The following is a 25,878-nucleotide window of genomic DNA, read 5'->3' as shown; positions in this document are numbered from 1 at the left end:
TAGCGCGTTTCCGCGGCGCTGGGTATGGGGGCGGGTTGACGCGTTTCCATGGTGCGGGACACCCGCGACAATAAAATTCAAGCCAGTCCTTGACCTTCCAGTTACTGGAAGGACTACCTCCGGCTCGAAGCAGTTTGATAGAGGCATTCGAAATGACGCATTCAGATCACGATCATCACGCGCATGGTGGTTGCTGCGCGGCAAAAGGCGCGGCCGTGGATGCCGGCGCCGTCACGCGCGATCCGGTTTGCGGCATGATCGTCGATCCAGCCGCCGGCAAGCCGGTATCGGAGCATGCTGGCCGCCTCTATCATTTCTGCAGCGAAGGCTGTCGGACAAAGTTCCAAGCCGAGCCGAAACAATACCTGACCGCCACCGACCCCGTCTGCGGCATGAGCGTGGACCGCGCCACGGCAAAGCATTTTCTGCGCCATGACGGCCAGGGCTTCTATTTCTGCTCCGCCGGCTGCAAGTCGAAATTCGAGGCGGCGCCGCAAACCTATCTCGGCGACAGACCGGCGCCGGAAGCGATGCCGAAAGGCACCCAATACACTTGCCCGATGCATCCCGAGATCGTCCGCGACAAGCCCGGCTCCTGCCCGATCTGCGGCATGGCGCTCGAGCCGATGGGCGTGCCGACAGGCGATGAGGGGCCAAATCCCGAACTGGTCGATTTCACCAGGCGGTTCTGGGTCAGTGCGGTGCTCTCGGTGCCCCTTCTCATCGTCGCCATGGCGCCGATGATCGGTCTGTCGTTCGAGAACCTGATCGAGGACCGGACAAAGGTCTGGATCGAGCTGGCGCTCGCAAGCCCGGTCGTGCTTTGGGCCGCATTTCCGTTCTTTCATCGCGGCTGGGACTCGATCCGCAACCGCAGCCCGAACATGTGGACGCTGATTTCGCTCGGCGTCGGTGCGGCCTATCTCTACAGCGTCGTCGCGACGCTGTTCCCGGACATTTTTCCGCATCAGTTCCGCGGCCATGGCGGGGCGGTGCCGGTCTATTTCGAGGCCGCAGCCGTCATCGTCGCGCTGGTCTTTCTCGGCCAGGTGCTGGAACTGCGCGCCCGCGAAAAGACCGGCTCGGCGATCCGCGCCCTGCTCGACCTTGCGCCCAAGACCGCCCGCCGCATAGGAGAGGACGGTTCCGAGAGCGATGTGCCGCTGGACAGCGTCAAGGCCGGCGAGCGCCTGCGCATCCGGCCCGGCGATGCCGTGCCGGTCGACGGTACCGTGCTCGAAGGCCGCTCTTCCATCGATGAATCGATGATCACCGGCGAACCGTTGCCGGTCGAGAAGGCCGAAGGGGATGCCCTCACCGGCGGCACGCTCAACAAGAATGGCTCGCTGATCATGCGCGCCGAGCGGATCGGCGCCGAGACCACGCTCTCGCGCATCGTCGAGCTGGTCGCCAAGGCGCAACGCTCGCGCGCGCCGATACAAGGGTTGGCCGATCGCGTTTCCTTCTACTTCGTCCCGGCTGTCGTTCTGGTCGCCATCGCTGCCTTTGTCGCCTGGGCGATCTTTGGGCCCACGCCCAGCCTGATCTTCGCCATCGTCTCGGCGGTCTCGGTGTTGATCATTGCCTGTCCCTGCGCACTCGGCCTCGCCACGCCGATGTCGATCATGACCGCCACCGGACGTGGCGCCCACGCCGGCGTGCTGATCAAGGAGGCCGCCGCGCTCGAACGCTTCGCTTCCGTCGATACGCTGATCGTCGACAAGACGGGGACACTGACCGAAGGCCGGCCGAAACTGACGGATGTCGTGGCGGCCGATGGGTTTTCGGAGGAGGAATTGCTGGGCCTCGCCGCGAGCCTGGAGAAGGGCTCGGAGCATCCCCTGGCCGAGGCTATTGTCGAAGGCGCCGCGACCCGCGGTGTAAGGGTCGCCGAAGCCAATGGCTTCGAGGCGGTCACCGGCAAGGGTGTTTCCGGTGCCGTTTCGGGCAGGAATGTAGCGCTCGGCAACGCCGCGATGATGCGTGATCTCGGTGCCGACGTGTCCACCGTTTCGGCCGCGGCCGAAGCGCTACAAGGCGATGGCAAGACGGCGATGTTCGTCGTCGTGGACAGGAAATTGGCCGGCATCGTGGCCGTCGCCGATCCGGTCAAGGCGACCACCGCCGAGGCGATCAAGGCCCTGCACGACAGCGGCTTGAGGATCATCATGGCGACCGGCGACAATGAGCGCACGGCAAACGCGATCGCCAGGAGTCTCGGCATCGACGAAGTCCGCGCCGGCCTGTTGCCGGAACAGAAGGGCGCGCTGGTCGAGGAATTGCGCGGCAAGGGCGCCGGCGTCGCCATGGCCGGCGACGGCGTCAACGACGCACCGGCCTTGGCCGCCGCCGATGTCGGTATCGCCATGGGCACCGGCGCCGATGTCGCCGTCGAAAGCGCCGGCATCACTTTGGTCAAGGGCGACCTCAACGGCATCGTGCGTGCCCGCACACTGGCGCAGGCGACCATCCGCAATATCAGGCAGAACCTGTTCTTCGCCTTCCTCTACAATGTGCTTGGCGTGCCGGTTGCGGCCGGCGTGCTCTATCCGCTGACCGGCACGCTGTTGTCGCCGATGCTGGCGGCGGCGGCGATGAGCCTGTCCTCGGTTTCAGTGATCGCCAATGCGTTGCGGCTGAGGACATTGAAACTTTGAGCCGATCCCCCAAATACGAAACCCGATCAACAGGAGACCATCAATGACCTTGGCCAAGAAAATCGTGCTGCTGCTGATGGCGGCTGGAATGCTGGTTGCCGTCTTCCTCGAAAGCGTTCCCGCACAGAGCGAAGAGATGAAGCACGACATGGCCGGCATGGCTACGGGGGCGGAAGGCCCATCGACCGCAGGCTACAAGGCGGCGATGGACAAGATGCACGCCGACATGATGGCCTCCAAATACACCGGCGATGCCGACGTCGATTTCGTCCGCGGCATGATCCCTCACCACCAGGGCGCCATCGACATGGCCAAGGTCGAACTCGCCAACGGCAAGGACCCCGAGATCCGCAAGCTGGCAGAGGCGGTCATCGCGGCGCAGGAAGCCGAGATCAAGCAGATGCAGGACTGGCTCGCCGCCCATCCGGTGAAGTAAGCTTTCGCGGCTCGGCGAGAACGCCTCTGAATTTCTCGTCCGGCCTGTGATGCGATCCCGTCTCAACTGGAGCCTGCCATGCCATCGAGCGTCAGAACCACCACGCTGCCCTGCGGCGAAGCCATCCCCGTTCTCGGCCAGGGCACCTGGAAAATGGGCGAGGATTCGCGCCGCCGCGCGGAGGAGGTGAATGCCCTCAAGCTTGGCCTCGATCTCGGCGTCAAGCTGATCGACACCGCCGAAATGTACGCCAGCGGCGGCGCCGAGGAGGTGGTGGCCGAAGCCATTGCCGGGCAGCGTGCCGAGGTCTTCCTGGTCTCGAAGGTGCTGCCGTCCAACGCCTCGCGCGCCGGTGCGCAGCGCGCCTGCGAGAACAGCCTGAAGCGCCTCGCGACCGACCGCATCGATCTTTATCTGCTGCATTGGCCGGGCAGCGTGCCACTGGCGGAAACGGTCGAAGCCTTCGAGGCGCTGAAGAAAGCCGGCAAGATCCGCCACTGGGGCGTCAGCAATTTCGACACAGGGGAGATGGAAGAGCTGGTCGGCCTGCCCGACGGCGGCAACGTCCAGACCAACCAGGTGCTCTACAATCTGGTCCGGCGCGGCCTTGAGTTCGATCTGGCGCCCTGGAACCGGAAACGCGGAATTCCTCTTATGGCCTATTCGCCGGTCGAGCAGGGCGCCTTGGCGCGCAACGCCAGTTTAGACGCGGTCGCAGCCCGCCACGGTGCGACCGCGGCACAAATCGCACTGGCCTGGGTGATGCACCAGGATGGCGTCATCGCCATTCCCAAGGCCAGCAGCCAGGACCATGTCCGCCAGAATGTCGCGACACTCGACATCGAGCTTACGCGCGAAGACCTCGCCGACCTCGACCGCGCCTTCCCGCCGCCGAGCCGCAAACGCGGGCTGGAGATGATCTGAGCGTTGTCGGTGAAGCTGCCAATCTCCCCCCTCGAGGGGGGAGATTGGCGGTTTCGGCGATACCGCCGTGCCAGCAGGTTCAATTTACGTCCCCGCCAACCCCTTCAACCGATAAAGCGCTTCCAGCGCTTCCCTCGGCGTCATCTCATCGGGATTGATGTCACTGAGTGCGACGCCCAGCGCGTCGCTCTTGACCGGCTTCTGCGCTTCCCGCTTCACCGCCACTGAAAACAGCGGCAGGTCGTCGACCAGCCGGTTGGTCTTGCCCGAAACCTCGCCTTCCTCGAGCTGGTGCAGCACTTCCTTGGCACGGTCCACCACCGCCTCCGGCAGGCCGGCCAGCCGCGCCACCTGGACGCCGTAGGAGCGGTCGGCCGCGCCCTTGCCGACCTCGTGCAGGAAGACGACGTCGTTCTCCCATTCCTTGACCCGCATGGTGACGTTGTGGAGCCGCGCCAGCTTGCCGGCAAGCGAGGTCATTTCGTGGAAATGCGTGGCGAAGATCGCCCGGCAGCGGTTCTTCTCGTGCAGATATTCCACCGCGGCCCAGGCGATCGACAGGCCGTCGAACGTGGCGGTGCCGCGGCCGATCTCGTCGAGGATTACCAGCGCCCGTTCGCCGGCCTGGTTAAGGATCGCCGCCGTCTCGACCATCTCGACCATGAAGGTCGATCGGCCGCGCGCCAGATCGTCCGAGGCGCCGACGCGGGAAAAGAGGCGGTCGACGACGCCGATATGGGCCGATGTCGCCGGGACGAAAGAGCCGGTCTGGGCCAGGATGGCGATCAGCGCGTTCTGCCGCAGGAATGTTGATTTACCGCCCATATTGGGGCCGGTCAGCAGCCAGATCGCGCCGTTCTTGGCGCTGCCCTCCGGCGACAGGTCGCAGTCATTGGCCACGAACGGCCCTTCGCCCGAGCGCCGCAGCGCCTGTTCGACCACGGGATGGCGCCCACCCGAAATCTCGAAGGCAAGGCTGGCATCGACCAGCGGCCGGCACCAGGCCTCGCTTTCCGACAAAAGCGCGAGCGCCGCCGACACGTCCAGCACGGCGAGCGCATCGGCCGCGGCGCGGATCTTCTCCGCTTCGCCGACCGCTTCCGCCGTCAGCGCGTCGAAGGCGGCAAGCTCGATGCTCAGCGCCCGGTCGGCGGCGTTGGCGATCTTTGTTTCCAGCTCCGCCAGCTCCGTCGTGGTGAAGCGCATGGCGTTGGCCATGGTCTGGCGATGGATGAAGCGCGCCTTGGCGCCATCGCTGCCGGTCATCACCGCGTGATGGTTGGCGGTCACCTCGATGTAGTAGCCGAGCACATTGTTGTGCCGGATCTTCAGGGACCGAATGCCGGTCTCCTCGATCAGCGAACGCTCCAGCCCGGCGATCACTTTTCGCGACTCGTCGCGTAGCGCCCGCATCTCGTCGAGCTCGGCGTTGTAGCCGCCTCGGATGAAGCCGCCGTCGCGCTTCAGCAGCGGCAGTTCCTCGCCAAGTGCCTGCGTCAGATGCCCGGCAAGCGCGTGCGGCAGCGCCCGGATGGCGGCGAGCGCCGCCGCCAATTCCTGGGGCAGGGCGGTCGCGGCAAAGATCTCCGCGATCGCGCCGGCCGCCTCGAAGCCGGCGCGCAGCGCGCCGAGGTCGCGCGGGCCGCCGCGGTTGAGCGCCAGCCGCGACAACGCGCGCGGCATGTCGGCGACGCTCTTCAGGCTCGCCCGCACCGCCTGGCAAAGCCGCGTCTCGGAACGGAAGAACGACACCGAATCCAGCCGCGCGGCAATTGCCGCCGGATCGGTCAGCGGCGCCATCAGCCGATCGGCGAGCAGCCTGGCGCCGCCGCCGGTCACCGTGCGGTCGATCGCCTTGAACAATGAGCCTTCGCGGCTGCCCGACAGCGTGCGCAGGAGTTCCAGGTTGCCGCGCGTCGCCGGGTCGATGAACAAAGTCGAGCCGGCCTCCTCGCGCTCGGGCCGCGACAGCGGCGGCCGCTCGGCCTTCTGCGTCTTTTCGACATAGGCGATTGCGCCCGAGATCGCCGACAGCTCGGCCCGCGAAAACGCGCCGAAGCTGTCCGGTGTCGCCACCTCGAAGAAGCGGGCGATGCGCGCGGCCGCCGAGGCCGAATCGAACAGGCTCGGCGGCTGCGGGTTGGCGACGCGGCCGAGCACGTCGAATACCGATCGCAATTCGGGATCGTGGAACACCGGATCGGCGACGATCAGCTCGCGCGGATCGACGCGGAAGATGTCGGCCAGCAGCCGGTCGGCGGTGGTGTCTGTGACCCGGAAAGCCCCGGTCGAAATGTCGATCCAGGCCAGGGCAAAGCTTCCTTGGGTCCCGGTCGCGCCGCCGCGCTCCCCACTTCTTGGATCGCCGCCGCCCTTCACTCGTCCCAGCGCCATCAGGAAACTCGATTCCGACGGCGCCAGCAATTTGTCCTCGGTGATGGTGCCAGGCGTCACCAGCCGCACCACATCGCGGCGCACCACCGATTTGGAGCCGCGCTTCTTGGCTTCGGCCGGATCCTCGATCTGCTCGCAGACGGCGACGCGGAAACCCTGCGCGATCAGTTTCTGCAGATAGTCGTCCGCCGCATGCACTGGCACGCCGCACATCGGGATGTCGTGTCCCTGATGCTTGCCGCGCTTGGTCAGCACGATGCCGAGCGCCCGGCTCGCCTTCTCCGCATCCTCGAAGAACAGCTCGTAGAAATCGCCCATCCGGTAGAACAGCAGCGAATCCGGGTTCGCCGCCTTGATCTCGATGAACTGCTCCATCATCGGCGTGACGCCGCCAGCGGCTGCCGGCGTGATCGCCTCGGGAGCGTCCGGTTCGTTTTGAATGTGCATGTTCATGCGCTCACGCTAGCAGATGTGGCGGCGGGGTTTAATGCCGGCCATTGGAAAAGCAGGGGAAGAACGGAGATCAACCACCATTGAACGCCATGCGTCCTTCCGACGCCAGTTCGGTAACGCTTGGCGGTTTACACGCGGCGGCGCGTAGTCTTAATTCGGAATCACACAAGGCACCCGCCTCAAGGAGGTGCCGCATGGCGAGGAAATCAAAAGCATCATGGCAAGGAAAACCGAAAACAGCGGTCCGTCCGTCAGCGCGCAGGAAGCGCTCGAATTCCACGCCATGGGGCGGCCCGGCAAGCTCGAGATCGTCGCCACCAAGCCGATGGCCACGCAGCGCGATTTGAGCCTCGCCTATTCGCCTGGCGTCGCCGTGCCGGTACTGGCCATCGCGGAGGATCCCAGCCGCGCCTTCGACTACACGTCGCGCGGCAACATGGTCGCCGTCATCTCCAACGGCACCGCGATCCTGGGCTTGGGCAATCTCGGCGCGCTGGCCTCCAAGCCGGTCATGGAGGGAAAGGCGGTGCTGTTCAAGCGCTTCGCCGACGTCGATTCCATCGACCTCGAGGTCGACACCGAGGACGCCGACGAGTTCATCAACTGCGTGCGCTTCCTTGGGCCCTCCTTCGGCGGCATCAACCTGGAGGACATCAAGGCGCCGGAATGCTTCATCATCGAGCAGCGGTTGCGCGAGCTGATGGACATCCCGGTCTTCCACGACGACCAGCACGGCACCGCCATCATCTCGGCCGCCGGCCTGATCAACGCGCTGGAGATCACCGGCCGCGACATGAAGACCACCAGGATGGTCTGCAACGGCGCCGGTGCGGCCGGCATCGCCTGTATCGAGCTGATGAAGGCGATGGGCTTTGCGCCCGAAAACATCATCCTGTGCGACACCAAGGGCGTGGTCTTCCAGGGCCGCACCGAAGGCATGAACCAGTGGAAGTCGGCGCATGCAGTCAAGACCGACGCGCGGTCGCTGGCCGAGGCGCTGGACGGCGCCGACGTCTTCCTCGGCCTTTCCGCCAAGGGCGCGCTGACCACCGCCATGGTGCGTTCCATGGCCAAGAACCCGATCATCTTCGCCATGGCCAACCCCGATCCCGAGATCACGCCCGAGGAAGTGGCGGAGATCCGCACCGACGCCATTATGGCGACCGGGCGTTCGGATTATCCCAATCAGGTCAACAACGTGCTCGGCTTCCCCTATATTTTCCGCGGCGCGCTGGATGTGCGGGCCACCACCATCAATGACGACATGAAGATCGCCGCCGCGCGTGCGCTTGCCGACCTGGCACGCAAGGACGTGCCCGACGACGTCGCCGCAGCCTACCAGGGCAACCGGCCGAAATTCGGCCCCAACTACATCATCCCGGTGCCGTTCGATCCGCGCCTGATTTCGGCCATTCCGCTGGCCGTCGCCAGGGCGGCGATGGATTCTGGCGTCGCCCGCAAGCCGATCCTCGATCTCGACCGCTACGCGCAGGAGCTGTCGGCCCGCCGTGATCCGATCGCCTCGACCTTGCAGCGCATCTATGACCGTGTGCGCCGCCAGCCCAAGCGCATCGTCTTCGCCGAGGGCGAGGAGGAGCAAGTGATGCGCGCCGCCGTCTCCTATGTGAACCAGCGGCTCGGCACCGCCATCCTGCTCGGCCGCGACGACGTCATCAAGGAGAACGCCAGGCACGCCGGCATCGACCTCGACAAGCAGGGGCTGGAGATCATCAATGCTCGCCTGTCGCGCCGCAATTCGGTCTATACCGATTATCTCTACGAGCGCATGCAGCGCAAAGGCTTCCTGTTCCGCGACTGCCAGCGCCTGATCAACAACGACCGCAACCATTTCGCCGCCTGCATGGTGGCGCTGGGGGATGCCGACGGCATCGTCACCGGCGTCACCCGCAATTATTCCACCGCGCTCGACGATGTCAGGCGCGTCATCGACGCCAAGCCCGGCCACCGCGTCATCGGCGTGTCGATCGTTTTGGCACGTGGCCGCACCGTGATCGTCGCCGACACCGCCGTGCACGACATGCCGAACGCCGAGCAGATCGCCGATATCGCGGAGGAAGCGGCAGGCTTTGCCCGCCGCATGGGCTATGAGCCGAGGCTCGCCATGCTCGCCTATTCCACCTTCGGCCATCCCCACGGCGAGCGCTCCGAGCGCATCCAGGAAGCCGTGCGCATCCTCGACAAGCGTCGCGTCGATTTCGAGTATGACGGCGAGATGGCCGCCGACGTCGCGCTCAACGCCCGTGCCATGGCGCAATACCCGTTCATGAGGCTGACCGGCCCGGCCAATGTGCTGATCATGCCGGCCTTCCACTCCGCCTCGATCTCCACCAAGATGCTGCAGGAGCTCGGCGGCTCGACGGTCATCGGCCCGCTGCTGGTCGGGCTGAACAAGCCGGTGCAGATCGTCTCGCTGAACGCCAAGGACAGCGATATCGTCAACATGGCGGCGATCGCGGCCTACACGGCGGGGACCTGAGGAAGGTCCGCGCGTCGGATGCGAAAGCTGCGGCGGATCTGCTTAACCCGCGGAAAACACCCGCGCCGCCTCGACGACCTCCTTGACCTGGTCTTGCCGCAGCAGGTCGATGGGAATGCGCTCGTCGAGCAGCGCCGAGGGGCGGGTCAGCCACAGCCATGCCAGCCTCGGATTGCCGATCAACGACAGCACGTCTCGAATGCCCGCCACCGGCCTGCCGTCCACGAACTGCGCCAGCGGGAAGACGTGCTTGCGGCCGCCCTTGCGCAAGGCGACCACCTCGCCCCGCCTTTGCCAGCGGTGCAGGGTCGAGCGGGCAATGCGCAGGTGTTCCTCCAGATAGGTCGAACCGGCGACCCGCCCGGCCCAGTCTTCGATCAGCATTGATTCGAGATCGTCGGACTGGGTGCGCGGAAGCGGGGAGGCGGGGCCGTCGAAACCCGCCGACGGATTTGTGGCGCCCGCGGTGCCGGCTTCGCTGCGGCGCGCGGCTTCCACGGCCAGCGCACGCACGAATTTCGATGCCAGCCCCGGAAGGTCGGCATGGATGGCGTCGATGGCGCGCTGATGCTTCGGCGACAGCAAGGTGACGGCGGACGCTATGCTGCCGGCGATCTTGCCGACCGAGACCATGGTGGGTTTGTTGATGGCCTCGTCATAGTGGGCAAGCGCCCGCTCGACCTTCTCCGCGACCATGTCCGCGAAGTCGTCTTGTTTAAGACCGGTTATGTGAAATCTGTTCATGCATCTGTCTTCTGGCCGCGAGCGCTCCTCCCCGATCGCGGCCCGTTGCTGAATTTCTAATGTGGAAAGCGGAAATCGCGGCGGCAACAAATCCGGCGGCCCGACAGCTTGCTGTCTTGCATCTTGGCACCCCAACTGGCTGAGGGCGCCCAAATGTCAGTCAAGGACGCCCCGATTGCGTGTAGGTGCGATGTGTGACAGCCGCGCGACGGTGAAGCTGCCGATCTCCCCCTCGTGGGGGAGATGCCCGGCAGGGCAGAGGGGGGCGCGAAGGATCGCTAGGTTGCGGTGGTTCCCTTCCGCGTGCCCATACTCTTCGAACTGGCGCCCCGACATGACAGTACGCTCATGCCGTTCATTTCGGGCTTGGCGGCAGTGTAGAACCCTGGAGATGCCAGCGGGACAGCGCCCCCTCTGGCCTGCCGGCGATCTCCCCCACGAGGGGGGAGATCGGCAGCTTCACCGCCCCCCTACAGCAGCCCCGCCAGTTCGGCCTCGCGACGCAGATTCTGCCTTGGCCTCGGCCCGATCTGCTGGATCACCAGGCCGGCCGCCAGTGAGCCGAGATCGCCGCAGGTCTTGAGGTCGCGGCCTTGCGTGTAGCCATGCAGGAAACCGGCAGCGTAGAGATCGCCGGCGCCTGTCGTGTCGACCAGCTCCTTGATGGCGGTCGCCTGGATGACGACGGTCTCGTCGCCGCGCGCGATGACCGATCCTTTTTCCGAGCGCGTCACGGCGGCGACCTTGCAGTCCTTGCGGATCCGGGCCAGCGCCTCGTCGAAGGACGAGGTCTGGTAGAGCGACTTGATCTCGTGGCTGTTGGCGAAGACGATGTCCACGGTGCCCGAGCGCATCAGCTCGAGGAACTCGTCGCGGTAGCGGTCGACGCAGAACGAATCCGACAAGGTCATCGACACTTCGCGGCCCGCCGCGTGCGCCAGCTTGGCCGTCTGCCGGATCGCCTCCTTGGCGCGCGGCGGATCCCACAGATAGCCCTCGAAATAGGTAACCTTGGCGCCCGACGCCTTGTCGGCCTCGACGTCCTCCGGCCCGAGCTCGACGCAGGCGCCGAGATAGGTGTTCATCGAGCGCTCGCCGTCGGGGGTGACGAAGATCATCGAGCGCGCCGTCGGCGGCTCGCCCTGAAGCGGCTTGGTGTCGAAGGCGACGCCCTGGGCATGGATGTCATGCGCATAGATCTCACCGAGCGCGTCGTTGGAGACCTTGCCGAAGAAGGCGGCGCGGCCGCCGAAGGAGGCAACGCCGGCCGCCGTGTTGCCCGCGCTGCCGCCGGACGCCTCGATCGCCGGGCCCATGCGGCTGTAGAGCAGTTCGGCGCGGTGCGTGTCGATGAGGTTCATCGCGCCCTTGATGATGCCATTGGTCTCCAGGAATTCCTCTTCGCACTGGGCGATGATGTCGACAATCGCGTTGCCGATGCAAAGCACGTCATAGTCCGGCATCAATGTCTCCGCCAAAATCCGCGCCGGCTTCTTGCCATGCCGGCCGGGCGCGGGTCTAGCGATTTGCAACCGGTTTGCCTAGGCCATGTTCATATCGCCTGACGCCTAGGCGCTACGACAATTCGGTCGTGGCCGAAGCATTTTACCGCGGCTTTGCCTAAAAAGGGCCGTTCGATCCCGGTCCGAAGGCGGCAAGCCCATGCCTGCAAGAAACGACATGAACACCGATCTGGCGCTGCTCGCCCTCCTGGCGGTGCTTTGGGGCGCCTCCTATACGTTCATCAAGATCGGCGTCGAGACGATCCCGCCGGTGACGTTCATCGCCGCCCGCACCTTGATCGCGGGCGCGATCCTGCTGGCCATCATCCGCTGGCGCGGGCTCGCCATGCCGGGCGATGCAGCGAGCTGGCGTCGTTTCGCCTTCCAGGCGTGCCTCAACAGCGTCATCCCGTTCACCCTGATCGCCGCCGCCGAGCGCTCGGTGGATGCCGGCCTCGCCACCATCCTCAACGCGACGTCGCCTATCTTCACCTTCCTGTTGACCGCGCTCATCACCCGCCATGAACCGGTGACGCTGCGCAAACTGATCGGCGTCGGCGCCGGCATTGCCGGCATCTGCCTCATCGTGGGCACACAGGCGCTGGGCGGTCTCGGCCATGAACTTTGGGCGCAGCTTGCCATCGTCCTTGCAACGGTCTGCTATGCGGGGGCGGCGATCTTCGGCCGAGGCTTCAAGGGCCTCGACCCGATGCTGCCCGCCGCCGGCTCGATGCTCTGCGGCGCCGTCATCCTGGTGCCGCTCAGCCTCGCCGTCGACCAGCCCTGGACCTTGGCGCCGTCGACGGCGTCGATCCTGGCCTTGCTCGGCCTGTCGGTGTTTTCGACCGCGCTGGCCTTCGTCATCTATTTCCGCCTGATCCACACGCTGGGCTCGGTCGGCACGACCTCGCAGGCCTATCTGCGCGTGCCGATCGGCGTCGGCATCGGCGCCGTTTTCCTTGGCGAAAGCCTGGGTTCGACGGCCTGGCTCGGCATGGCCTTCGTCGTCGCCGGCGTCGCGGCCATGACCATTCCCACCCGCAAGCCGGCGCTCGCACAATAGGCAGACAGGGCAATCGCCTCAGACCAAATGGCTCCGATTGTCGAGGTAGCGCTGCCCCTCATCCGCCTGCCGGCGTTCGTCACTCGAAAAGCCAAGCAGTTGGCTTTTCGTCCGCTTCGCGGACCGCTCCTCAACTCCCCGTACATGACGGGGAGAGGGGCGCTGTCATCACCGGGTTCGCCAAACCACCACATTGCAATGAAGGCGTCGGCGTTGCGGCCAGCTCATCTCTCCCCGTTCTACGGGGAGAGATGTCCGGCAGGACAGTGAGGGGCGGCGCCGGCGCTCGCAAGAGGGGTGATGCGGAGAATTCCAGACCTGAAAACCGCCCTGAACCCCGCGACAGGTAATAGAGGCTTGTGACCGGCGAACCTGCTGCCTATCCTCCCGGGGCAATCCGCCGAAGCGAGGAAGCACCGTGATCTCCAGCGCCGCCCGCGCCGCCGCCGGCCAGTTGTTCTCGCCCGAATTCCGCGCCGTCTTCCTCAAGACGCTAGGCCTGACTGTGCTTGCTCTGGTCGGCCTGTGGTTCGGGCTGACCAGCCTCGTCGAGTGGCTGGCGCTGCCATGGCTGCACACGCTCTTTCCCGGCCTGCCGTCCTGGGCCGGTTGGCTGGGCGGCATCATCGCGGCCATCGCGCTTGCCTTCGGCATGGCGCTGCTCGTCGCGCCGGTCACGGCTGTCGTCGCCGGGCTGTTCCTCGACGATGTCGCCGAAGTGGTGGAGCATACCGACTATCCCGGCGATCCGCCCGGCCGCGCCATGCCGGCGCTGCGCTCGCTGGTGCTGGCGATAAAGTTCTTCGGCGTCGTCGTTTTGGGCAACATCGTCGCCCTGCTGCTCCTGCTGGTGCCGGGCATCAACATCGCCGCCTTTTTCATCGTCAACGGCTACCTGCTTGGGCGCGAATTCTTCGAATTCGCCGCTATGCGCTTCCGTCCGGAAGAAGAGGCCAGGGCCTTGCGCCGGCACCATGCCGGGACGGTCTTTCTCGCCGGCCTGGTGATAGCGGCCTTCCTTGCCGTGCCGGTGCTCAACCTGGTGACGCCGCTCTTCGCCGCAGCCATGATGGTGCATCTGCACAAGGCGATCTCGGCCCGGCCCGATCGGGGGAGCAAGCCGTCCCGTTGATGCGCCAGTCCCTACCGCAGCAGAAAGCCGCGCCCCAGTTCGTCGTCGGGCTCGACGATGAATTCCGCCCGGCCGCAATAGTAGGCGCGGCCGCCGACGCGGGCGATGATCGCTTCATGCGGTCCGGCTTTCGCCATCCGCGCCACCGCGCCGGAAAAGCGCGAGCCGGCGATGCTCTCGAAAGTGCGTGTCCGGCCTGTTGCGATCTCGCCTTTGGCATGCATCGCCGCCAGCCGGGCGGTGACGCCGGAGCCGGTCGGCGAGCGGTCGACCTGCGCCTCGGCGAAGACGCAGACGTTTTTCGTCGGCTCACCGGAAAACGCGTCCTTCCCATCGGTCAGGATCGAGCCGTAGAGAAAGGCGAGGTCGGCATGGTCGGGGTGCGACAGGGGAAATTCCTGCTTCAGTCTTTCGGTCAGCGTCGTCGCCGCATCGACGAAATCGCGCACCCGGTCGCGGCCGAATTCCAATCCGAACTGGTGGCAGTCGGCCAGCGCGTAGAAAGCGCCGCCATACGCGATATCGAAGTCGATCGCGCCGTAGCCGGGCAGCTCGATCCTGCGGTCGCCTGCGAACAAGAAAGCCGGCACGCTGTCGAACGACACAGCACCTGCCTTGCCGTCGTGCACCTCGACCGAGGCAATCACCATGCCGCAGGGCGCCTCGATGTTGACCATCGTCACCGGTTCCCGCTTGGCCACCAGCCCTTCGTCGACGGCATAGCGGCCGAGCGCGACGATGGCGTGGCCGCACATGGTCGAATAGCCCTCATTGTGCATGAACAGCACGGCAAGGTCGGCGCCCGGCAAATCGGGCTCGACCAGCAGCGCGCCGTACATGTCGTAATGGCCGCGCGGCTCGAACATCAGGATTTTCCGGAGATGATCGAGATGGTCGCGCACATGGGCGCGCTTTTCCAGGATCGTGCCCTTCGGGATATCGGGGTAACCCCCGGTGACGATCCTCAGCGGCTCGCCGCCGGTGTGCATGTCGACGACGGTCAGCGTCATGTGTTCGGCCCGCTTATCCCGATTTGCCAAACAGCGCCTGCAACTTGCCGAAGGGCATGGCGGCGCGGGCGAAGCCGAACGTGCCGTCCTGCTGGATCTCGCGCGCCGCCGTTTCCAGCATGCCATAGGCGAAGTTGGTGAGCCACGGCCCAAGCGAAACGCGCTTTGCCCCGGCCGCGGTCAGATCGGCAATGGTGAAGTCGGGCCTTGCCATGACGTTGACCGGCTTGCTCACCGCCGAGCAGACCGTGCGCACCATCTCGACGTCGCCGATGCCCGGCGCGTAGAGCACGTCGGCGCCCGCCTTCTCGAATGCCTGCAGCCGCTTGATCGTGTCGTCGAGGTCGGACTTGCCCCAGAGGAAGTTCTCCGCCCGCGCGGTGAAGACGAAATCGCGTTTCAGCGCGCGGGCCGCTTCCGCCGCCGCCGCGACGCGCTCCACCGCGTGCGAAAAATCATAGATCGGCTTGTTCGGGTCGCCGGTGTGGTCCTCGATCGAGCAGCCGGCAAGGCCGGCGGCTTCAGCCGCGAAGATGGTTTCGGCGGCCTGCTCGGCGCTGTCGCCCTTGCCGCGTTCGAGGTCGGCCGAAACCGGCAGCTCGGTTGCCGCCGTCACCTCGCGGCAATGATGGATCATCTGGTCGAAGGTCACCGCGCCGTCCGGCAGGCCGCGCGAGAAGGCGAAACCGGCGCTGGTCGTCGCCAGCGCCTTGAAACCGAAGGATCCAAGCAGCTTCGTCGTGCCGACGTCCCAAGGGTTGGGCATGACGAAGGTCGAGGCATGCAGGTCGCGAAAGATCTTGCCCTTGTCCATGGAAGTTCCCCCATCGTGTTGAGTGCGATGGCGCGGATTTTAGCTTGCCCGCCTTGCCCGGGCAAACGAATGCGGTTGGCTCAGAAGCGTTTCGCGTTCTCTGCTGACAATTCGTCCGGCGCGTCCTCGCAACCCCAGAAAAACGGTCCAGATCAGTGGATTGGCACCAGTCCGGCCAGTGTGCGCATGTCGTCGAACAGGATGCCGCCGGCTCGCATCAAGCCGTCACGGTCGCTGTAGGGATCGCCATGATAGGAAAATACCCGCATGCCGGCGGCGATGCCGGCCTGCGTGCCGGCGACGCTGTCCTCGATGACGATGCAGTCGGCAGGCGCAAAGCCCATCGTCTTGGCCGCATGCAGGAACAGGTCCGGAAACGGCTTGCCGCGCGCGACCATAGTCGAGGAAAACATCGCATGTTCGAACAGCGGCAGCAGGCCGGTCTGGCCAAGCGTGATGTGCATTTTCGACACCCTGGCCGAGGTGGCGACGCAATAGGCGATGCCGGCCGCGCGGACAGCCTCGACGAACTCCCGGACATAGGGAATCGCCTCGACCCCATGGGCGAACAGGTCCGGCAGCCCTGCATTCCAGCGCTCGACGAAGTCTGCGCCGAGCCTGACGCTGGTCTCTTCTTCGATCTGCTTCTGCACTGAGACCATGCTGCGGCCGGAGAAGTTCTTGCGGCAATATTCAAAGCTGGTGGGATACCCGGCTTCGCTCAGCCATTCGGCGAGACGCCGGTTGGCCAGGTTCTCGGTATCGACCAGAATCCCGTCGCAGTCGAAGATGACAAGTTTCGGTATGTTCATCAGGCCGTGCCGGTCGAGCCGAACCCGCCCGAACCGCGCGCCGTGCCGCCGGCCAGGGCGCGCTCTTCAACGCCCGCCTGCGTCACCGCGGCGAACACGATCTGGGCGATGCGCATGCCGCGCGTCACCGCAAAATCCTCGTCCCCGAGATTGACCAGCAGCACCTTCACCTCGCCGCGATAGTCGCTGTCGATCGTGCCCGGCGTGTTGAGGACGGTCAGCCCGTGTTTGAAGGCAAGGCCGGAGCGCGGCCGCACCTGGCCTTCCATGCCTTCGGGAATTTCCAGGATCAGTCCGGTCGGCACCAGCGCACGTTTTCCCGGCAGGATCAGCAGCGGCCGATCGTCGGGCACCGCCGCGCGCAGGTCCATGCCGGCGGCGCCGGGGCTTTCATAGGCAGGGAGGGGGAGTCCTTCCGCATGCGGTAACCTTACGAAGCCGACGGTCGGACCGATGACGGAGGAATTTTGGATGGCTGCGCGCATAAAATCGATCCTATCGGCGCGATTGCCGATTCGGTCAATTCGCCCGCGACCCTATCAACGGCTTTCTTTCGGGCATCACTATGGCCGGAGCCAACCCTTAGCGCACTTCCATCGGCACCACCGTGGTCTCCTTGATCTCCTCCATCACGAAGGACGCCGAAACGTCCGACAGCGCCACCTTGGCGATCAGCCGCTGGTAGAGCCGGTCATAGGCCTTCACGTCGGCGACGCGGGCGCGCAAGACATAGTCGAGGTCGCCGGACATGCGGTAGACTCCCGTGATCTCGGAAAACCCGGTCACCGCCGCCCGGAATTTCTGCAACCACTCGGGATCATGATTTGAGGTCCGAACCAGGATGAACACGGAGAGGCCGAGCCCGAGCTTCTCGGCATCGACCAACGCCACCCGGCCGGTGATGACGCCATCCTCCTCCAGCCGCTTGACGCGTCGCCAGCAGGCGTTGCGCGACAACGCCACCCGCTCCGACAGCTGGTCGACCGACAACGTGCCGTCGCGTTGCAATTCGGCGAGCAATTTCCGATCGATTTCGTCGATTTCGATGGCCATGTGGGATGTTTGTCCCACGAACAAGCAAAATACAAGGACATTTTGAGACCGATGAACCGACGAACCGTGCCAGGATACCCCTATCGAGAACTTGAAGCGCTGAAGGGGAAGCAACATGTCGGTCGCACGGATTTTCACCTCCCATCCGGCCAAGGTCGGCGAAACCTATTTCGGTCACATGGCCTTTGCCGCCTGGTTTTCCTCGCGCCTGCTGACGGCCGCCGGGGCCGCCCTCGTTCACGCTTTCTTGCCATTTCTGTTCGAGACTACCGCCAGCCGAATCGTCCGCGAACTTTACGAGCGGACGCACAACAGAGGTTCGCACGCGGTCAAGGAGCCCGAGGCCCTTCCGGACCGCGCCTAGGAACGGACGAAGCGATGTGCCGGTGGGCGGCCTATCTCGGTGAAGCGGTCTTCCTCGAAAACATCCTCACGGCGCCCTGCCACTCGCTGATCGCCCAGAGCCATTGCGCCGAGGAAGCCAAGTCGCCGACCAATGGCGATGGTTTCGGCCTTGCCTGGTATGGCGACCGGCCCGAGCCCGGCCTCTACCGCGACATCCTGCCGGCCTGGTCCGATCCCAATCTGAAGAGCTTGTGCCGACAGATCAAATCCGGATTGTTTCTCGCCCATGTGCGCGCCTCGACCGGCGGCGCCACCAGCCGCATGAATTGCCATCCCTTCATCTCGGGCCCTTGGTCGTTCATGCACAACGGCCAGATCGGCGGCTTCGAGAAGATCCGCCGCGCGCTGGAAAATTCGCTGTCCGACGCCGTCTTCGACCAGCGCGAGGGCACCACCGATTCCGAGCTGTTTTTTCTCCTGATGATCGACGAAGGGTTGGCCGCCGATCCGCAAGGCGCCGTCGCCCGTGCCACCAGCCGCGTGCTGGAGGCTTCGCGGCGTGCCGGCATCGAGCCGGCGCTGAAGCTGACGGCCGCCCTTTCCGACGGGCAGGCGCTCCACGCGGTCCGCTACGCCACGGACGACCACGCGCCCACCCTCTATACCGCCTCCAAGGGCGGCGGCCGCTGCATCGTCTCCGAACCCTTCGACCGTGAAGGCGGCGACTGGCAGGCGATCCCGCCATCGAGCTTCATCACCATGACCAGGGATGGCATGAATATTCAGCCGTTTGCGCCGGCCCCCGCGAAGCTGGCGTTGGCCGGGTAGCCTCCTCGCGGCGCGAATTGCCGTAGAGAGCCGTCCACCAAGCTATTGAGCGAATCGATCCAACCCATAGGGCGCCAGCAATGGATCACGCTCGCCGTCGAGGATTTCGCGCGCGGCGAACAAGCCGACCGCCGGCGCCAGCGTGATGCCGGAATGCGTGACCGCGATATAGAGGCCGTCCATGCCCTCGGCGCGGCCGATGATCGGGAAGCCGTCGATCGGCGTCGGCCGGTAACCGAGCGTATGGAAATCGAGCTCCAGGCCGTCACGGCCGCGCAGCATGGCCTGCAGCGCCGCAAACAGCTCGCGCGCCGTCGCCGCCGCATCCATCCCCGGATCGGCACCGCCGAAATCTGATCCGGCGATGATGCGGCCTTGCGCCGTCTGGCGCATGTGCAGCCGCTCGGTCAGCACCAGCCCGTTGAGCAATTTTTTGTAAGGCCGCGAATGGACGATCAGGCCGGGCGGCATTTCGATCGGTAGCCTTATGCCGGCCGTCGCGGCAATCTCTGGCGAGCCGACGCCAGCCGCGATCACCACCTCGTCGGCGGCGAGCAGGCCATGGGCGGTGTCCACGCCCGTCGTCCTGCCCCCGGTCTGAACAAGCGCTGTAACCGTGCTGGAGACGAAGCGCGCACCGCGCCGTTCGGCGTCGGCCAGCAGCGCGTTCGTCGCTGCGACCGGCTCGGCGACACCCTCCTCGGCGACATGTAAGGCAAAGTCGGGAAGCCCGGCGAGATTGGGCTCGATGCCGACCGCGCCGGCGCGGTCGACCCGCCTGATGCCATAACCCCAGGACGAATGCTCCGCCGCATAGGCCTCCAATTTGTCCGCCGGCAAGTCCCAGCACAGCCCGCCGCACCAGGCGAGCGGAAGGCCGGGCAGGTCCTGCGCCAGCCGCGACCATTCCGCCATGGAGCGGATGCGCAGCCGGAAATACGGTTCCGGATTGCCCCAGCTGGCATTTATCCAGGCAAACGAGTTCGGCGTCGCCACGCCGCCGGCAGCGCTGTCGGCAATGACCGTCACCTGCGCGCCCGCCTTGGCCAGGTGCCAGGCGATCGAGGCGCCGATGATGCCGGCGCCGATGACGATCACTTTCTTGCTCATGCAGGATCTCCATCGAACAGGTCTTCTGATGCCATCGCGTCGTCCCTATCTCAAGAGCCGGCGGACCAATCCGGGCAAATCTGTTCGACAGGCCGGGAAAGCGCTGCTAGAAGCCCGCGCCACAGACAGGATTCCATAAATTGGCTGAAGACATCGAACAGGCGGTATCGCGCCGCCGTACTTTCGCGATCATCGCCCACCCGGACGCCGGCAAGACGACGCTCACCGAAAAGCTGCTGCTGTTCGGTGGCGCCATCCAGCTTGCCGGCGAGGTCAAGGCCAAGAAGGACCGCATCCAGACCCGATCGGACTGGATGAAGATCGAGCGCGAACGCGGCATTTCGGTCGTCACCTCGGTGATGACGTTCGAGTATGAGGACAATGTCTTCAATCTGCTCGACACGCCCGGCCACGAGGATTTCGCCGACGACACCTACCGCACGCTGTCGGCGGTCGACTCAGCGGTCATGGTCATCGACGCCGCCAAGGGCATCGAGCCGCGCACGCTGAAGCTGTTCGAGGTCTGCCGGCTGCGCGACATCCCGATCATCACCTTCGTCAACAAGATGGACCGCGAGAGCCGCGATCCCTTCGAGATACTGGACGAAATCGAGCAGAAGCTGGCGCTCGATACCGCGCCCATCACCTGGCCGATCGGCCGCGGCAGGACGTTTTCGGGCACTTACCACCTGGCGCTGAACGCCGTGCGCAAGGGCGATGACGAGAAGGAACGCACTCCGGTCAACGGTCCCGATTCCAACCGCGTCGCCGGCCTGTTGCCGGAAAACGAGCGCGAGGCCTTCATCGAGGAGCTGGAACTCGCGCGCGAAGCCTGCCGTCCGCTCGACATCGACGCCTTTCGCGAGGGCCATCTGACGCCGGTCTATTTCGGCTCGGCGCTGCGCAATTACGGCGTGCGCGACCTGATCGAGGCGCTCGGCGCTTTCGGGCCGCCGCCGCGCGCGCAGGATGCCGACACCCGGATGGTGGAGGCGACCGAGGACAAGATGACCTCCTTCGTTTTCAAGATCCAGGCCAACATGGATCCCAACCACCGCGACCGCATCGCCTTCGTGCGCGTCTGCTCGGGCAAGCTCGAGCGCGGCATGAAGGCCAAGCTGGTGCGCACCGGCAAGCCGATGAGCCTGTCTGCGCCGCAATTCTTCTTCGCCCGCACCCGCGTCACCGCCGACGAGGCCTTTGCCGGCGACGTCGTCGGCATCCCCAACCACGGCACGCTGCGCATCGGCGACACGCTGACCGAGGGCGAGGAAATCCTGTTCCGCGGCGTGCCGAACTTCGCCCCGGAAATCCTGCGTCGTGTGCGGCTCGGTGATGCGATGAAGGCCAAGAAGCTGAAGGAGGCGCTGCACCAGATGGCGGAGGAGGGCGTCGTGCAGCTGTTTTCGCCGGAAGACGGCTCGCCGGCCATCGTCGGCGTCGTCGGTGCGCTGCAGCTCGACGTGCTGAAGGAGCGGCTGAACTTCGAATACACGCTGCCGGTCGAATTCGAGATGTCGCGTTTTTCAGTCTGCCGCTGGATCTCGGCTGACGACAAGACGGAAGTGCAGCGCTTCATCGAAGCCCATCGCGGCGACATCGCCCGCGACCTCGACAACGACCCGGTGTTCCTCGCCCAGCACGCCTTCTCGCTGAACTACGAAGCCGAGCGCTGGAAAGCGATCCGCTTCGCCACGATCAAGGACTATCAGGTCCGCGACAAGGCGGCTTGAGGGGCGGTCTTCCCTTCTCCCCGTTCACGGGAGAAGGTGCCCGAAGGGCGGATGAGGGGCAGCGCCGGCCTCAAAAATCAATGGACAGCCCTGCCCTTCGCAGGCTCAGGGCGTTCGAAGCTCGGAAAAGCCAATCAATTGGCTTTCCGTCCGCTTACGCGGACCACTTCTCACCCCTTCGCCGCCTCTTCGATCTTGGCGATGTCGATCTTGCCCATCTTCATCATCGCACTCATCACCCGGCCGGCCTTTTCCCGGTCCGGATCCTGGAGCAGGCGCGGCAGCTGTTCCGGCACCACCTGCCAGGAGACGCCGAACTTGTCCTTCAGCCAGCTGCAGGGGCCCGGCTCGCCGCCCTCGGTGAGCCTCTCCCAGAAATAGTCGACCTCTTCCTGCGTCTTGCAGTCGATCGACTGTGACATCGCCTCATTGAATTTGAATTGCGGTCCGCCGTTGAGTGCCTGGAACGGCACGCCGTCGAGCTCGAACGTGGTCAGCAGCACTTTGCCTTCATCGGCGTGGCCCTTGGGCCAACGCATGACGCTCAGCACCTTCGAATTCTTGAAGATGGAGACATAGTGGTTCATCGCCTCTTCGGCCTGTCCATCGAACCACAGGCAGGTGGTGATCTTTTGCATGTCGTGCTCCTCGGTTGCTTCTTGCTGCTACAATGGAACGGCTGTCTGAGAAAATGGTCCCACTCCCTTGCCGTTGATCCAAGGACGGGCGTCCGGCAGGCGATCCGACAGAGCAGGCGATTTTTTTCGCAAACTCTGAATTTTTCTGGAGAATCTGGCGCATTGCAAAAATGTGGCCAGACAATAATTGCCGGTCTATAACGCCTGCGATCCATATTCAGGGCCGCGACGCTCCACATCGGGCGCAGCCAGCCAGCTAAGGAAAGTTCATGCCTGCCTATCGCTCCCGCACCACCACCCATGGCCGCAACATGGCCGGCGCCCGCGGCCTCTGGCGCGCCACCGGCATGAAGGACAGCGATTTCGGCAAGCCGATCATCGCCGTGGTCAACTCCTTTACCCAGTTCGTGCCGGGCCACGTCCACCTGAAGGATCTCGGCCAGCTGGTCGCGCGCGAGATCGAGAAGGCCGGCGGCGTCGCCAAGGAATTCAACACCATCGCCGTCGATGACGGCATCGCCATGGGCCATGACGGCATGCTCTATTCGCTGCCGTCGCGCGAGCTGATCGCCGATTCCGTCGAGTACATGGTCAACGCCCACTGCGCCGACGCCATGGTCTGCATCTCCAATTGCGACAAGATCACGCCTGGCATGCTGATGGCCTCGCTGCGCCTCAACATCCCGACCGTCTTCGTCTCCGGCGGGCCGATGGAAGCCGGCAAGGTGGTGCTCGCCGGAAAGGCGCAGGCGCTCGACCTGGTCGACGCCATGGTCGCCGCCGCCGACGACAAGATCTCCGACGAGGACGTCAAGGTCATCGAGCGCTCCGCCTGCCCGACCTGCGGTTCCTGCTCGGGCATGTTCACCGCCAATTCGATGAACTGCCTGACCGAAGCGCTCGGCCTGTCGCTGCCGGGCAACGGTTCGACACTGGCGACGCACGCCGACCGCAAGCGGCTGTTCGTCGAGGCCGGACACTTGATCGTCGATCTCGCCCAACGCTATTACGAGCAGGACGACGAGACGGCGCTGCCGCGCAGCATCGCTTCAAAAGGCGCGTTCGAGAACGCCATGACGCTCGACATCGCGATGGGCGGGTCGACCAACACCGTGCTGCACATCCTGGCCGCGGCGCATGAGGGTGAGGTCGGCTTCACCATGGAGGACATCGACCGGCTGTCGCGCAGGGTGCCCGTGCTGTGCAAGGTGGCGCCGGCCAAGTCCGACGTGCACATGGAGGACGTCCACCGCGCCGGCGGCATCATGGCGATCCTCGGCCAGCTCGACCAAGCCGGACTGATCAACCGCGACCTGCCGACCGTGCACACATCAAGCCTCGGCGAGGCGCTCGATCATTGGGATATTTCGCGCACCTCAAGCCAGAACGTGCGAGATTTCTTCCTCGCCGCGCCCGGCGGCGTGCCGACGCAGGTCGCCTTCAGCCAGGATCGTCGCTGGGACGAGCTCGATCTGGACCGCGAGACGGGCGTTATCCGCTCGGCGAAGACGCCTTTTTCCAAAGACGGCGGCCTTGCCGTGCTCAAGGGCAACCTGGCGCTCGACGGCTGCATCGTGAAGACGGCCGGCGTCGACGAGTCGATCCTGAAATTCACCGGCCCGGCGCGGGTGTTCGAAAGCCAGGATGCCTCGGTCAAGGCGATCCTGTCGAACGAGATCAAGGCCGGCGACGTCGTCGTCATCCGCTATGAAGGACCGCGCGGCGGCCCCGGCATGCAGGAAATGCTCTATCCGACCAGCTATTTGAAATCGAAGGGCTTGGGCAAGGCTTGCGCGCTGATCACGGACGGGCGCTTCTCCGGCGGCACATCGGGGCTCTCGATCGGCCATGTCTCGCCGGAAGCCGCGGAAGGCGGCACGATCGGGCTGGTGCGGGAAGGCGACACGATTGAGATCGACATCCCCAACCGCTCGATCCGCCTCGCCGTGAGCGATGAGGAGCTCGCCAGCCGCCGGGCGGCGATGGCGGCCAAGGGCGCCCTGGCCTGGAAGCCCGAAGAAAAACGCAAGCGCAAGGTGACGACCGCGTTGCGCGCCTACGCCGCCTTCGCCACCAGCGCCGACAAGGGTGCGGTGAGGCACGTTCCGGAGTAGGGCTCGAATCGGCCAGGTTCGTGCTGCCCCTCATTGTCCTGCCGGACATTTCTCCCCGTAAGTGACGGGGAGAAAGGGCTATAACCAAAGATTTCGCCAATTGTAGACGTTGCAAAAATGGCGGCGAGGTCGCAGCATCTCCCTTCTCCCCGTCTCTATACGGGGAGAAGGTGCCGGCAGGCGGATGAGAGGCGGCGCCACGTGGCAAGATTTTTCGCCCGCCGCGATCACGGCGGCAGCCGACAGGTGCTGATTCTTCGGGGACGACACAGATGGATTTCGACCTTATCGTTCGCGGCGGCACATTGCCTGACGGCAGGGTTGCCGACATCGGCATCGTCGGCGAGACGATCGCGACGATCGAGCCGAAGCTCGATGGCAACGCCGGCACGACGATCGACGCGCGGGGCAATCTGGTCTCTGCGCCGTTCGTCGACCCGCACTTCCATATGGATGCGACGCTCTCCTACGGCATTCCGCGGATAAACGCCTCGGGCACGCTGCTCGAAGGCATTGCTCTGTGGGGCGAACTGAAGCCGCTCCTGACGCATGAGGCGGTGCGCGATCGCGCGCTCGCCTATTGCGACTGGGCGGTGTCGATGGGATTGCTCGCCATCCGCACCCATGTCGATGTCTGTGACGACAGGCTGCTGGCGGTCGAAGCCCTGCTCGACGTCAAGAAGACGGTGGCGCCCTATATCGACCTGCAATTGGTCGCCTTTCCGCAGGATGGGCTCTACCGCTCGCCCGGGGCACGGGAAAACACCATCCGCGCGCTGGATCTGGGCGTCGATGTCGTCGGCGGTATTCCGCATTTCGAGCGCACCATGGCCGACGGCACGCGCTCGGTGACCGAGCTTTGCGAGATCGCGGCAAAACGCGGCCTGATGGTCGACCTGCATTGCGACGAGACCGACGACCCGCTGTCGCGCCACATCGAGCAACTGGCCTATGAGACGCAGCGCCTCGGCCTTCAGGGCAAGGTGGCCGGCTCGCATCTCACCTCGATGCATTCGATGGACAATTACTACGTCTCGAAACTCCTGCCGCTGATTGCCGAGGCAGGCGTCTCCGCCATACCCAATCCTTTGATCAACATCATGCTGCAGGGGCGCCACGACGCGTTTCCCAAGCGCCGCGGCATGACCCGGGTCAAGGAGATGCTGGCGCTGGGCATCCGCGTCGGGTGGGGCCAGGATTGCGTGCTCGATCCCTGGTATTCGCTGGGCACCGCCGACATGCTCGACGTCGCCTTCATGGGGCTTCACGTCGCCCAGATGTCGAGCCCGGCCGACATGGCGCGCTGTTTCGACATGGTCACTAACGTCAATGCCGCCATCATGGGGCTCGATCATCTAGGCCTCGCCGTCGGCAAGCGCGCCAGCCTGGTCGTCCTCGACGCCGGCAATCCGGTCGAGGCCATTCGCCTGCGCCCCGAACGCATTTGCGTCATCGCCAGGGGCAAAGTGGTGGCGGAACGAACCAGGCAGGACACCAGGCTTGCCATCCCCGGCAGGCCGGCATTGGTGAACCGGCGGCACGTATCGTCCTAGACCCAGCCGATTTCCGGCGCTGGCCTTGCCGATTCCCGGATTTCTCCTCGTCAAAACGGCCGCTTC

General features: G+C 65.1%; 21 protein-coding genes. 11 read left to right on the top strand and 10 right to left on the bottom strand.

Annotated elements, in window-relative coordinates; all coding sequences use genetic code 11:
• Positions 1–152: 152 nt before the first annotated feature.
• The 3 genes from FJ979_RS08445 to FJ979_RS08435 all read left to right on the top strand — a co-directional run bounded on the left by FJ979_RS08445 (position 153) and on the right by FJ979_RS08435 (position 4,017).
• Positions 153–2,657: a heavy metal translocating P-type ATPase gene (locus tag FJ979_RS08445; RefSeq protein WP_140580536.1), complete on the top strand. Its 2,505-nt coding sequence runs from the start codon at positions 153–155 to the stop codon at positions 2,655–2,657.
• Between the two features lie 43 nt (positions 2,658–2,700).
• On the top strand, positions 2,701–3,093 hold the full coding sequence (locus tag FJ979_RS08440; protein ID WP_140556843.1) for a DUF305 domain-containing protein: 393 nt from the start codon (positions 2,701–2,703) through the stop codon (positions 3,091–3,093).
• Positions 3,094–3,171: 78 nt separating this feature from the next.
• Positions 3,172–4,017: an aldo/keto reductase gene (locus FJ979_RS08435; protein WP_140580534.1), complete on the top strand. Its 846-nt coding sequence runs from the start codon at positions 3,172–3,174 to the stop codon at positions 4,015–4,017.
• An 84-nt stretch (positions 4,018–4,101) separates the two neighbouring features.
• Here the strand turns inward: FJ979_RS08435 and mutS are convergent, their stop codons facing one another.
• The gene (mutS, locus tag FJ979_RS08430) at positions 4,102–6,864 is read right to left on the bottom strand and encodes a DNA mismatch repair protein MutS (protein WP_140580532.1); all 2,763 of its coding nucleotides are present in this window, start codon (positions 6,862–6,864) and stop codon (positions 4,102–4,104) included.
• A 217-nt stretch (positions 6,865–7,081) separates the two neighbouring features.
• Here mutS and FJ979_RS08425 point away from each other — a divergent pair, with 217 nt between their 5' ends.
• Positions 7,082–9,361, top strand: a complete 2,280-nt coding sequence (locus FJ979_RS08425) for an NADP-dependent malic enzyme (RefSeq protein WP_140497115.1) — start codon at positions 7,082–7,084, stop codon at positions 9,359–9,361.
• A 42-nt stretch (positions 9,362–9,403) separates the two neighbouring features.
• Here FJ979_RS08425 and FJ979_RS08420 read toward each other — a convergent pair whose 3' ends face one another.
• Positions 9,404–10,105 carry a hypothetical protein gene (locus tag FJ979_RS08420; protein WP_140580530.1) on the bottom strand — a complete coding sequence of 234 codons (702 nt, stop codon included), beginning with the start codon at positions 10,103–10,105 and terminating at the stop codon, positions 9,404–9,406.
• Between the two features lie 470 nt (positions 10,106–10,575).
• Positions 10,576–11,568 carry an adenosine kinase gene (locus FJ979_RS08415; protein ID WP_140523618.1) on the bottom strand — a complete coding sequence of 331 codons (993 nt, stop codon included), beginning with the start codon at positions 11,566–11,568 and terminating at the stop codon, positions 10,576–10,578.
• 199 nt (positions 11,569–11,767) lie between these two features.
• Here FJ979_RS08415 and FJ979_RS08410 point away from each other — a divergent pair, with 199 nt between their 5' ends.
• On the top strand, positions 11,768–12,670 hold the full coding sequence (locus FJ979_RS08410) for an EamA family transporter (protein WP_140497107.1): 903 nt from the start codon (positions 11,768–11,770) through the stop codon (positions 12,668–12,670).
• A gap of 418 nt (positions 12,671–13,088) precedes the next feature.
• Positions 13,089–13,802 (top strand): sulfate transporter family protein, encoded by a 714-nt coding sequence (locus FJ979_RS08405; protein WP_140580528.1) that lies wholly within the window; start codon positions 13,089–13,091, stop codon positions 13,800–13,802.
• 11 nt (positions 13,803–13,813) lie between these two features.
• On the opposite strand, the gene FJ979_RS08400 is transcribed toward FJ979_RS08405, so the two are convergent.
• From FJ979_RS08400 to FJ979_RS08380, 5 genes are all read right to left on the bottom strand, one after another.
• Positions 13,814–14,812: a proline racemase family protein gene (locus FJ979_RS08400; RefSeq protein ID WP_140580526.1), complete on the bottom strand. Its 999-nt coding sequence runs from the start codon at positions 14,810–14,812 to the stop codon at positions 13,814–13,816.
• A 13-nt stretch (positions 14,813–14,825) separates the two neighbouring features.
• Entirely contained in the window at positions 14,826–15,626 is an 801-nt protein-coding gene (locus FJ979_RS08395) for an oxaloacetate decarboxylase (protein WP_140523629.1), read from the bottom strand.
• Between the two features lie 152 nt (positions 15,627–15,778).
• Positions 15,779–16,438: an HAD family phosphatase gene (locus tag FJ979_RS08390; RefSeq protein WP_181167621.1), complete on the bottom strand. Its 660-nt coding sequence runs from the start codon at positions 16,436–16,438 to the stop codon at positions 15,779–15,781.
• Entirely contained in the window at positions 16,438–16,923 is a 486-nt protein-coding gene (gene dut / locus FJ979_RS08385; RefSeq protein WP_140523635.1) for a dUTP diphosphatase, read from the bottom strand. The genes FJ979_RS08390 and dut overlap by 1 nt, the downstream gene beginning before the upstream one ends.
• Positions 16,924–17,020: 97 nt before the next feature.
• Entirely contained in the window at positions 17,021–17,491 is a 471-nt protein-coding gene (locus FJ979_RS08380; protein ID WP_140497095.1) for an Lrp/AsnC family transcriptional regulator, read from the bottom strand.
• Between the two features lie 115 nt (positions 17,492–17,606).
• On the opposite strand from FJ979_RS08380, the gene FJ979_RS08375 reads away from it, so the two are divergent.
• A complete protein-coding gene (locus FJ979_RS08375; protein ID WP_140580525.1) occupies positions 17,607–17,855 on the top strand; it encodes a DUF6356 family protein in 249 nt (82 codons plus the stop codon).
• Positions 17,856–17,869: 14 nt separating this feature from the next.
• The gene (locus FJ979_RS08370) at positions 17,870–18,664 is read left to right on the top strand and encodes a class II glutamine amidotransferase (RefSeq protein ID WP_140580523.1); all 795 of its coding nucleotides are present in this window, start codon (positions 17,870–17,872) and stop codon (positions 18,662–18,664) included.
• Positions 18,665–18,706: 42 nt separating this feature from the next.
• Here FJ979_RS08370 and FJ979_RS08365 read toward each other — a convergent pair whose 3' ends face one another.
• Positions 18,707–19,774, bottom strand: a complete 1,068-nt coding sequence (locus FJ979_RS08365; protein ID WP_140580521.1) for an FAD-binding oxidoreductase — start codon at positions 19,772–19,774, stop codon at positions 18,707–18,709.
• Positions 19,775–19,914: 140 nt separating this feature from the next.
• Between FJ979_RS08365 and FJ979_RS08360 the strand changes: the two genes are divergently transcribed.
• Positions 19,915–21,507: a peptide chain release factor 3 gene (locus FJ979_RS08360; protein WP_140497087.1), complete on the top strand. Its 1,593-nt coding sequence runs from the start codon at positions 19,915–19,917 to the stop codon at positions 21,505–21,507.
• 170 nt (positions 21,508–21,677) lie between these two features.
• Here FJ979_RS08360 and FJ979_RS08355 read toward each other — a convergent pair whose 3' ends face one another.
• The gene (locus tag FJ979_RS08355; RefSeq protein WP_140497085.1) at positions 21,678–22,145 is read right to left on the bottom strand and encodes a VOC family protein; all 468 of its coding nucleotides are present in this window, start codon (positions 22,143–22,145) and stop codon (positions 21,678–21,680) included.
• 269 nt (positions 22,146–22,414) lie between these two features.
• On the opposite strand from FJ979_RS08355, the gene ilvD reads away from it, so the two are divergent.
• Both ilvD and FJ979_RS08340 read left to right on the top strand, forming a co-directional pair.
• A complete protein-coding gene (ilvD, locus tag FJ979_RS08350; protein ID WP_140512994.1) occupies positions 22,415–24,259 on the top strand; it encodes a dihydroxy-acid dehydratase in 1,845 nt (614 codons plus the stop codon).
• Positions 24,260–24,531: 272 nt separating this feature from the next.
• A complete protein-coding gene (locus FJ979_RS08340; protein ID WP_140580519.1) occupies positions 24,532–25,812 on the top strand; it encodes an amidohydrolase family protein in 1,281 nt (426 codons plus the stop codon).
• Positions 25,813–25,878 lie beyond the last annotated feature (66 nt).

The sequence above is a fragment of the Mesorhizobium sp. B1-1-6 genome, from assembly GCF_006443035.1.
Lineage (GTDB): Bacteria > Pseudomonadota > Alphaproteobacteria > Rhizobiales > Rhizobiaceae > Mesorhizobium.
This window is presented reverse-complemented; position numbering and strand designations above follow the sequence as displayed.